Origin of the sequence: Parasediminibacterium schistidii, from assembly GCF_046546515.1 — a bacterium.
Lineage (GTDB): Bacteria > Bacteroidota > Bacteroidia > Chitinophagales > Chitinophagaceae > Parasediminibacterium.
Genome location: NZ_JBKHKJ010000062.1, coordinates 1 through 7,709 on the forward strand (window position 1 = coordinate 1; position 7,709 = coordinate 7,709).

At 43.3% G+C, this 7,709-nt stretch carries 5 protein-coding genes; 1 reads left to right on the plus strand and 4 read right to left on the minus strand.

Translation table 11 applies throughout. The features are described 5' to 3' along the window. Positions 1-858: ligand-binding sensor domain-containing protein (locus ACHFIY_RS18825; protein ID WP_410847677.1), on the minus strand; the 858-nt coding region annotated here is incomplete at its 3' end. A 364-nt stretch (positions 859-1,222) separates the two neighbouring features. Here ACHFIY_RS18825 and ACHFIY_RS18830 point away from each other — a divergent pair. Next, positions 1,223-4,027 (plus strand): DNA translocase FtsK, encoded by a 2,805-nt coding sequence (locus ACHFIY_RS18830; RefSeq protein WP_410847678.1) that lies wholly within the window; start codon positions 1,223-1,225, stop codon positions 4,025-4,027. A gap of 90 nt (positions 4,028-4,117) precedes the next feature. Here ACHFIY_RS18830 and ACHFIY_RS18835 read toward each other — a convergent pair whose 3' ends face one another. Genes ACHFIY_RS18835 through ACHFIY_RS18845 form a run of 3 tightly spaced genes read right to left on the minus strand, consistent with a single transcriptional unit; the run spans position 4,118 to position 7,485 of the window. Then, positions 4,118-6,109, minus strand: coding sequence for a family 2A encapsulin nanocompartment cargo protein cysteine desulfurase (locus ACHFIY_RS18835; RefSeq protein ID WP_410847679.1), 1,992 nt, complete (start codon positions 6,107-6,109; stop codon positions 4,118-4,120). Next, positions 6,093-7,019 (minus strand): family 2A encapsulin nanocompartment shell protein, encoded by a 927-nt coding sequence (locus tag ACHFIY_RS18840; protein WP_410847680.1) that lies wholly within the window; start codon positions 7,017-7,019, stop codon positions 6,093-6,095. Before ACHFIY_RS18840 ends, ACHFIY_RS18835 begins: the two co-directional genes overlap by 17 nt. Before the next feature lie 34 nt (positions 7,020-7,053). Next, complete coding sequence (locus ACHFIY_RS18845) at positions 7,054-7,485, minus strand: DUF4395 domain-containing protein (RefSeq protein WP_410847681.1); 432 nt, start codon at positions 7,483-7,485, stop codon at positions 7,054-7,056. Positions 7,486-7,709 lie beyond the last annotated feature (224 nt).

A 7,709-nucleotide genomic window follows, 5' to 3' on the forward strand; every position in this document is an offset into this window, starting at 1 on the left:
ATTATTAACTCCTCCTACTTCACCCCAGCTACTGCCGTCCCATTTAGCTACATATTTTTTTATTTTACTATTTGAAAACAGCCCCGCAGCATATAAATTGCCTTTTGAATCTGTACTAAGGCTATAAATAGCACCATTGAATGTATAATTATTTGTGCCGCCTACCTCGCTCCAATTGGCACCGTTCCACTTTGCCACATATTCTTTGCCATTACCGTTTGTGAATAAACCTGCCACATATAAGTTGCCGATTACATCCATTGTAACAGTTTCAATTGCTCCGTTAAAAATAACACTGTTACCCCCTTTTATTTCACTCCAACTGCTACCATCCCATTTTGCCACATAAGGGTTTCCGTTTCCGTTCGTAAAAGCACCCACAGCATATATTGCTCCATTTATGTCTACAAAAAGACTTTGTATTATTCTAGTAAAAGGAGAGGTGTTTGTACCACCCACCTCGCTCCATGCGTTACCATTCCATTTTGCCACATAATAATTGCCATTGTTATTCTTAAAAAAGCCTGCTGCAAATAGGTTGCCGTTTGCATCAGAAGCAATGCAATTTATGATATTATTGAAAGTGGAAGTATTTGCACCCCCTACTTCACTCCATACACCACCAACAAATCTAGCTACATAAAATTTACCATTACTATTAGTAAACCATCCTGCTGTATATGTATTGCCTGCGTTGTCTGTAGCAATACTCCATATGTCATTATTAAAGGTAGAATTATTCGCCCCGCCCAATTCGCTCCATTGAGCTTGGAGAGCTTTTGGGGTTAAAAACATCCCCATCGCTAAAACCAATACCGCCACTATCTTTTGGTAGTTGCGAAATTGAACTTGTTGCATATGTCTTATCTTTTTTTTCATCAGCTAATTTTTATCTGTCTGTTCTGAAGTGCTAGTTTGATTAGCAGCTAGGATGCTAAAATAGTAAAATAGAGGGAAAAAGTGGCTGGGTTCAATAATCTATTTGTTATTAATCAGCGAAGTAATTTACTAAATAACACCAATTTACTGCTAGCGAAGGCATACATAACCAAGGATATAAAAGTAGCAGCTACAAATAACCTCTTGGTATTATTGGAACTTACCACTTACGACTAAAACTCAAGTTATCCACCATCCCCCATTTCCTTTTATTATTGGCACAAATAATCCACATCCCCCTAAAAAAAGTTGCCTCTTTCAAGCAAATAGTATATTTGTTAACATGGCAAACCGCTTAAGAAAGAAAGACACACCCCCAGCGTTAAGCCCCGAAGAGCTTAACCCCGACAAGGAGGTGCAAGTAACCGTAACCGAGGTAGTAAAAGACGAGCGCACCACTAAAATAGCTGGGGCCAGCAGCCTATTGTTTGCCCTTTTTTTATTTATAGCATTTACTTCGTACCTGTTTACTTGGCAGGAAGACCAAGACAAGGTACACCAGTTTGGCATTAAAATATTTGCCACCAGCGATGTGGCTGTGCACAACTTGCTGGGCGTACTAGGTGCTTATGTGGCACATATATTTATCTATAATGGGTTTGGCGTTTCGTCATATTTGTTCTGCACGTTCTTTTTTGTGCTGGGGGTAAACTTGTTGTTTGGCAAAAGGATATTTAGCCTTGTACGCAATTTGCGGTATGTAATGGTGGGGTTGGTGGTACTAAGCGTAGCTTTTTCCTTCGTATCCCGCAGCAGCGATTTTAGCTGGGGCGGCGCCGTGGGGGAGCTGGTGAATGACTGGTTTATTAAATGGATTGGCGTTGCAGGAACAGGGGCATTGCTGCTTACGGCTGTGTTTAGCTATATCATCTGGCGGTTTAACCCTACGTTCAAATGGCCCGAATTTAAACGGAAAGAAAAAGAAATGCCATTGGCCGAGGAAAACGAAGAAGAAGAACCGGGGGAAGACGACCCAGACTTTGAAGCATTCCTGGCAGCCAACCACTACAAGGAAGCAGAAGAAATGCCGTTTACCCTTACTATCAAAGAACCTGAGTCAGAACCAGAAGAACCTGCTGTACCTGTAAGCAACAATAAATTGAAAGAAGGTGCATCAGGTGGCGTTTCTGTTATTATGCCAAAAGCAGAGCCAGCAGCAGAAAGCCCATTGACAGCCTTTGGTGTTATAGAAAAAGAACCTGAACCCGAATTACCGCCTGTACCCGAAGGCAAATTGTTTATTGATAAAAATGAGTACAGGCCAACAGAGCCAAGCGTACTGCCGCTTGAAATACGTGAACCAGTAAAAGAAGATGAACATATCTCGGTAATAATGCCCGTGCCGCCGCCAGTTGCCCCTGTGTGGGTAGCACCTGTGGTACAGCAATTTGTGCCGCCAGCACCAAAGCCGTCTGCATTGGATAGCATCATGGGCATGGCGTTGGAAATAAAACCACCCGTGGAAGATGACCTTTTTGAAGAAGCCAACCCTGATTATGACGAGCAGGATGATTTTGAAGAGGAAGAAGAGGCGATTGAACTGGAAAAAAGACCTGCAGTAACACCAAGGCAGGGCATAGGCACTAATTACGATGCCACACTTGATTTAAAAGATTACCGCTACCCTGTTCTAGATATACTAGAAACACATGGCAGTGAAAAAATTGTGCATGACCCCGAGGAACTGGAAGCGCACAAGAACCAGATTGTTTCTACCTTAAAAAACTACGACATTGACATACAGCGCATAGCCGCCACGGTAGGGCCTACGGTAACACTGTATGAGATTGTGCCTGCACCGGGCGTAAGGATTAGCCGTATCAAGAATTTAGAAGACGATATTGCCCTTAGCCTTGCGGCCTTGGGCATCCGTATCATTGCACCGATACCCGGAAAAGGCACTATTGGTATAGAAGTGCCGAACATTAAAAAGACAGTGGTAAGCATGAAAACCTTGTTGATGTCTGAAAAATACATCAACAGCCCTTTCTCTTTGCCGATAGCGATTGGGAAGAAGATTGACAATGAAAACTTTATTGTTGATTTGGCTACCATGCCGCATTTACTGATGGCGGGTGCTACTGGGCAGGGTAAATCGGTAGGTATCAATACCTTACTTGTTTCTTTATTATACAAAAAACACCCTTCGCAACTGAAATTTGTGCTGGTGGATCCCAAGAAAGTGGAGCTAAGCCTTTACCGCACCATTGAAAAGCATTTCTTGGCCAAACTGCCAGGCGAAGAAGAAAGCATTATTACGGATACCAAAAAAGTAGTAAGCACCCTGAATGCCCTCTGCATAGAAATGGACAACCGCTACGACTTGCTGAAAGAAGCCGGCTGCCGCAACATTAAAGAATACAACGAAAAGTTCATTAGCCGCAGGCTAAACCCACAAAAAGGCCACCAGTACCTGCCGTTCATCGTTTTGGTAGTGGATGAGTTTGCCGACCTAATCATGACTGCTGGTAAAGAGGTAGAAATGCCTATTGCCCGCTTGGCACAGCTTGCCCGTGCCATTGGCATACACTTGATTATTGCCACGCAACGACCTTCTGTAAATATTATCACGGGTACTATCAAGGCTAACTTCCCGGCACGGATAGCCTTTAAAGTATCTTCTAAAATAGATAGCCGAACCATTTTAGATGCGGGCGGTGCAGAGCAGTTGATAGGTAAAGGGGACATGTTGATTAGCTATAATGGCGAAATAACCCGTGTGCAGTGCGCCTTTGTAGATACGCCAGAAGTAGAACGTGTATGCGAATTTATCGGCGACCAAAAAGGCTACCCAGAAGCATTCCTATTGCCGGAATATGTGGACGAGAAGGAACTGGAAAGCAAAGACTTTGATGGCAGCGATAAAGACCCATTGTTTGAAGATGCTGCGAAACTAATAGTGCAAAACCAGATAGGCAGCACCTCCCTTATACAACGCCGGATGAAGCTAGGCTACAACCGTGCTGGCCGACTGATGGATCAACTGGAGCGTGCTGGCATTGTAGGACCAAACTTAGGCAGCAAATCGCGAGAAGTGCTATACAAGACTGATTTGGAATTGCAGGATTACTTGGATAATATGGCGTAGGGAGTTATGAATTATATTGCTTAAAATTAATTGATTAGTAAAACACGAAGTAGCAGAATTGTGCCGCTTCGTGTTTTTGTACGTTTATGGTTATTTCACCTTTTTCAATCTCCATAACGTTGCAACCAACCTGTCAATATCGCTGCAAGTATTGTAAAACGCCAGTGATGGCCTCACCGTGCTTTCCAGCCCAAACCTGCGGAGTATGGGTTGTGCGCAATGATGCCCTGTGCGCACTGCAATACCTTCCTGGTTAAGGGCTTGGCCTACTTGGTCGTTGGTATAGCCGTCCAATATAAACGACATCACACTGGTTTTGTCTTTGGCTGTTCCAATAAGCTTTAAACCTGGAACGCCATTTAAAAGGTGGGTAGCATATTCCAACAAGTAATGTTCGTAGCGGTAAATATTATCTATGCCTAATTTATTTACATAGTCCAAAGCAGCACCAAGGCCTACTGCATCGGCAATATTACCCGTACCCGCCTCAAATCGTGAAGGTGCATCGTGGTATTGGGTATGTTCAAACGTTACGTCTTTAATCATATTCCCACCACCTTGCCAAGGTTGGGTTGCATTTAGCAGATCTTCCTTGCCATACAATACGCCAATCCCGGTAGGGCCAAACACTTTATGCCCGGAGAATACAAACCAATCGGCGTCCAAAGCTTGTACATTGGTACGGATATGCGACACAGATTGTGCTCCATCCAACAATACTTTTGCACCTGCATGATGCGCCATATCTATAATGGCTTTTGCAGGGGTAACCGTACCCAAAGCATTGGAAACTTGGGTAAAAGATACTATTTTAGTCTTGGAATTGAGCAATTTGGCATATTCATCCAACAGTACTTGACCATCATCGTCCACAGGTATTACCCGCAGCTTCAAGCCTTTTTTAGCAGCAAGCTGCTGCCAAGGCACAATGTTGGCATGGTGTTCCAGATGGCTAACGATTATTTCATCGCCAGCCTGTAGGTATTGCTCCCCCCAGCTTTTTGCTACAAGGTTAATGGCTTCTGTAGTACCACGTACAAACACAATTTCATTAGGCGAAGCTGCACCAATAAAGGTTTGTACTTTTTTACGAGCATCCTCATAAGCATCCGTGGCACGGGCAGCCAATTCGTGTGCAGCACGGTGTATGTTGGAGTTTTCGTGCTCATAAAAATAGCTAATCCTGTCAATTACCTGCTTGGGTTTTTGAGTGGTAGCCGCATTGTCAAGCCACACAATCGGCTTCCCGTTTACCTGTTCGCTTAGGATGGGGAAATCCTTTTTTACCAGATTGGCATCAAAGCCAAATGTGGATATAGCCGATGCAGGAGGGGTACTGCTTTTTACGTGTGGGTAAGTACTGCCCGATAGTTGAGACGACAAATCGCCCACAGGCAAACTATGCCCTTCCATGAAATAATAAGAGGGGCTATCGCTAATGCCAAATCCCGCAGGGGCTGAAAGGGGTAATTGCGTAGAAGGGGTGTGCTGGAAAATGGAAGACAAAGCGGCTTCCAATCCTGCTTGGTAAGATTGCCCCTCTACTTCAAAAGGCAAATATTCTTTCAGTACGTGTGCTGGCGAAAAAATGCTATCACCCGCTACTGAACGGGAATTGTTTGTTTTCAAGTTCTCGTCTGGCAAACTGGTTTGTGGGTCGTTAAAGTTTACTGCATTGCCATCTACTACAGATGGTGAAGCACCACTACCCGCCAGGGATGCAGGTATGCGGCCACCGCCATTGCTATTATATTGATTGTCATTGCCTGGTTCACCCAAATCAATCGTATTGACATACTGCAATGCCGAAGGCGAAATGCCAGCCCCAACAGCCGATGGCGGTGTTGAAACAGGTGATATGCTATAGGGCGTGGATGGAACAGACGGAGGCGTGGCAACAGGTGCAAAATCTAGCCCATTGCCCTGCATAAACAAAGCATCATAACCAGAAGGTGGTGCCTGCTGCCCAAGTACACCAGGTGTAGGTAAGCCTTCGGTATCTGATGACCTAAAGAAATAATTGGCTAAGTTTTCCAAAGCTACTACGTCTGGCAAACCGCCATTATCAATATTTGTACTCATAATATTTGCCTATTTCTACGTCTTCCAATACTGCAATTGCATCATCTACCAATACTGCCAATGAGCAATACAGGGAAACCAAATAAGAAGCAATGGCTTTTTCGTTGATACCCATGAAACGTACGGATAATCCTGGGGACTGCTCGCCCTGTAAACCTGGTTGGAACAGACCTACAACACCTTGGCGACTTTCGCCGGTGCGGAGTAAAATAACTTTGGACTTACCATTTTCTATAGGCAATTTATCAGAAGGAATCAATGGTATACCCCTCCAAGTAAGGAACTGTGAACCGAACAAGGAAATGGTAGGTGGTGGAACGCCACGGCGGGTACATTCGCGACCAAAAGCGGCTATAGCTAACGGGTGTAACAGAAAGAAACCTGGCTCTTTCCAAACTTTGGCTATTAAATCATCAAAATCGTCTGGTGTAGGGCCTCCAGTACGAGCTTTAATCCTTTGGGAAGGAGCAGTGCTATGCAGTAAGCCGTAATCTTTATTATTAATCAACTCACTTTCCTGCCTTTCTTTAATGGTTTCAATAGCCAAACGCAATTGCTCGCTTATTTGGTTGTAAGGCTTGCTGTAAAGGTCAGATACCCTTGTATGCACATCTACAATTGTTTGCACTGCAGCCAAGTTATACTCGCGTGGGTTTTCGATATAGTCCACAAAAGTTTGTGGCAACGTGCGTTCGTCACGGGCAGAACAATCTACCTCAATAGCGGTTGCGTCTTTTACTTTATTCAGGCGGTACACACCTGACTCTACAGGTACCCAGTTCATTAATTTGGTCAGCCATCGTGGGCTGATGGTAACCATTTGGGGTACAGTACGGGTAGCAATGGCCAACTGCCTGGCCGCTACGTCACCCAGTGCTGTTTGCTGGGTATTCTTATTCAAATTTGCCATGTATTGATGGTTTTATAATTAAAAAATATCAAAATTATATGAGTTTCAGTCGCTGCAAGAAGCTATATACATAGCAACCTGCACAAAAGCCAAACAGTGATTCCAATGCTTCAAATAAAACCAAAACAGCAGTAATAACAAGGGTATCTATCCCTAATAAGCATAAAACAAATATAGCAATTACAAACACTAAACCTATTCTTGCCGCAAAACGTTTTGGTGGCAGGTAAACAGGCTTTTGAGGGAGTTTTAGCTTAGTAACAATTTGGCCGCTTAGGCTAGCAAGTGGGCTATATTTTCCCAAATCGAATGAACGAAGGGCAAAATCAATGACTAAAAAAGCAGGTATGCAAATTGTTTTCAGCAACAAGAAAGCTATTGCTAGCAACATCACAAAAAAGGCAGTTAACCTTATCTTGCTTTTATTGCCATAAAATATGGCTGACTTATTAGGCAAATCACTCATCAAGCAAATATTTAAGTTATTTATATTGCAAGTATAGCAAGTATTTATTAATCTACCAAATTGGTAGGGTGAATTTCAAAATTTAGCTAATTGTTTATCCTAAAATTACTACATCTACATACACCTGAGAAGAGCTACTGTGCGGATACATCTTTTTTATATACTAGAGTTTATGTCAGTTTAATTACAGGGTATTTAAAGGGGTTTCTTTCCACTCTAAAGTT